This window comes from Nostoc sp., from assembly GCF_035638895.1.
Classification (GTDB): Bacteria; Cyanobacteriota; Cyanobacteriia; order Cyanobacteriales; family Nostocaceae; genus Nostoc.
Genome location: NZ_DASQZC010000523.1, coordinates 1 through 2,412 on the forward strand (window position 1 = coordinate 1; position 2,412 = coordinate 2,412).

The following is a 2,412-nucleotide window of genomic DNA, read 5'->3' on the forward strand; positions in this document are numbered from 1 at the left end:
TAAGCATTAAAAATATTTTCCATATTGTTTTATACAGTCAAATTTTAATCTACAGAATGAGAGGCTGTTTATAAAGTAAATCTAAAGATGGTTAGCCAAGCATAATTGCAAAGGTAGGATACTTCAAAGAAGGTGTATCCATGAGTGAGGCTGCTATATATGCTGTTATGACTCGCATTATGCTGCGTCGTTTAACCTCCTAAAGATTTACTTTATAAATGGTCTCTCATTGACTTTTTGCGTGAACAGCAGTAGTACAATGTCTAATAATAAATCTCGCACTACGTTTCTATCCCGCCTCGGAATTCATTCCGAGTCTCATAGCTGAAGTCCACTTAAGTGGACTTCAGCTATTACCCCTGAACTTTAGTTCTGGGCGGGATGTCGGTAAGTGTGACAGTTTAACTCTGACAAAAAGGTGGGTAAAAGAGTTGAAACTTATGTGGACAGCACTTGTGTGTACACCGTAGGCTTGCGGGGAGGTGAGACAAAGCATAGCTTTGGCGGGGTGGGGTTCTTCGGGTTTAAGAAGTAATCAAGCGGACATAATATTAGAGGATAACGACTAAAGTCCTTACTACGAACTTAACTTACCCATCAATTTAAACTTGACAGACTAGTAGGGTGTGTTACCCTAACCCTTAATTAATTACGAATTATTTTAATCCCTTCGATTTGCGAAACTCTTGGACAACATCTTTAATATCACGTAATTCTCCCTCAACTAAATAATTTAACTGGCGCATTTCATCTGCCGAAATCTTTCCCGTAAGTGAAGCGATCGCATTTCTTAATTGTGGATATTTTTTTAATATTTCTTGTCGAACAATTGGCACAGTTTCGTAAGGTGGGAAATAACGTTTATCATCTTTCAAAACAACTAAACCCAAGCGAGAAATCTGTCCGTCAGTGGAATTACCCGCCACCATATCTACTTGTTTTTGAATCAAAGCACGGTATATTAAACCCAAATCCATAATTTGGGGAGATTTGGCAAAACGCAAATCGTAAGTTTTCGCTAATCCGGGGAAACCATCTTCCCGTTCTAAAAACTCATAGCCAAACCCCCCGCGCCACTGTGGTGTATATTGAGTAGCTTCAGAGAGAGTTTGAATATTGTAGCGCTTGGCATCATCACCTCGAACAATCATCGCAAAAGTGTTTTCAAAACCCAAGCTTGGCATTACTTCCAGATTGAATTGCTGGGAGTATGCTTGTTTCAACCTTTCATAAACCTCTTTCGGATCATTAACTGCTTTTTGCTTTAAAATTCCAGTAAAAGCTGTGCCTGTATACTCTATATATACATCAATTTTGCCAGCAGTAATAGCACTATGACAAACAAAAGAACCACCCAGACGAGGACGACGAGCTACTTTTAAATTAGTTGTGGCTTCAATTTGTTGTGCTAACAGTTCACCTAAAATATCTTGTTCAGTAAAATCTTTGGAAGCAATAATAATATTGCCACTACTACTATTATTTGAATTTGGGGTACAGCTAGTGATTACCAATAACAAAGCAAAAATTAAAAAGCACAATGCTATATTTTTTTTCATTAACTTTTAATTTTTAATTTATTCTCCATCCAGCCAATTGCAAAGTCAGCTAGTAATGCAATTGCCGCCGCCGGAACTGCACCAGCTAAAATTAACTGATCGTTCACTACTGATATACCGCGAAAAATAAATACTCCCAAACCACCAGCACCAATTGCTGCTGCAATAGTTGCAATACCAATGGCAATTACCGTTGCTACACGCACCCCTGCTAAAATTACTCCCAGTGCTAAGGGAATCTCTACTTGCAACAACAATTGTCTATCTGTCATCCCCATGCCTCTGCCAGCTTCTCTAATAGCTGGATCTACACCAGTAATGCCTGTGTAAGTGTTACGAATTATCGGAAGCAAGGAATATACAGTCAGGGCAACAATTGCTGGTACTGCGCCAATTCCGCCAATTATCGGAACAGGAATGAGCAAGCCAAATAGTGCCAAACTTGGAATAGTTTGGAAAATATTTGCTATACCAAGAATTGGTTGGCGAAGATAAGTTTTACGTGTAATTAAAATACCTAATGGAATGCCTATAAGTATAGCAATTCCAATTGCTATGCCTACCAAAAACAAGTGTTCTAGAGTATGCTGAAGAATTTCTGGAGCATACTTAATGAGGAAGAAATTTTTCATAGAGTATCTTGCAAGGTATGCAGACATTGGAGAAAGGCAAGGCTTTCTGGATGTTGCGATCGCATAAATTCATCCTTTGGCTCCAATACTACCAATTCTCCCCCATACATTAAACCAATTCTCGATGCCAACACAAATGCTTCTTGAATATCGTGGGTAACAAACACAACTGTCTTGCCTAACTCTTGCTGCAAATGTCGAAACTCTTGTTGCAGTTCTAG

At 38.8% G+C, this 2,412-nt stretch carries 2 protein-coding genes and 1 pseudogene; all 3 read right to left on the reverse strand.

The window, feature by feature from the left end; genetic code table 11:
* Positions 1-656: 656 nt before the first annotated feature.
* Positions 657-1,559 (reverse strand): glycine betaine ABC transporter substrate-binding protein, encoded by a 903-nt coding sequence (locus VE944_RS26025; RefSeq protein ID WP_324983971.1) that lies wholly within the window; start codon positions 1,557-1,559, stop codon positions 657-659.
* The gene (locus tag VE944_RS26030) at positions 1,559-2,191 is read right to left on the reverse strand and encodes an ABC transporter permease (RefSeq protein ID WP_324983974.1); all 633 of its coding nucleotides are present in this window, start codon (positions 2,189-2,191) and stop codon (positions 1,559-1,561) included. The genes VE944_RS26025 and VE944_RS26030 overlap by 1 nt, the downstream gene beginning before the upstream one ends.
* Positions 2,188-2,412 (reverse strand): annotated as a pseudogene (locus VE944_RS26035) (ATP-binding cassette domain-containing protein); the annotation flags it as partial. The pseudogene VE944_RS26035 and the gene VE944_RS26030, both read right to left, overlap by 4 nt.

Excerpts from the sequence above, each read along its gene's own strand:
- VE944_RS26025 (WP_324983971.1), bottom strand. The coding sequence starts at position 1,559 with ATGAAAAAAAATATAGCATTGTGCTTTTTAATTTTTGCTTTGTTATTG.
- VE944_RS26030 (WP_324983974.1), bottom strand. The coding sequence starts at position 2,191 with ATGAAAAATTTCTTCCTCATTAAGTATGCTCCAGAAATTCTTCAGCAT.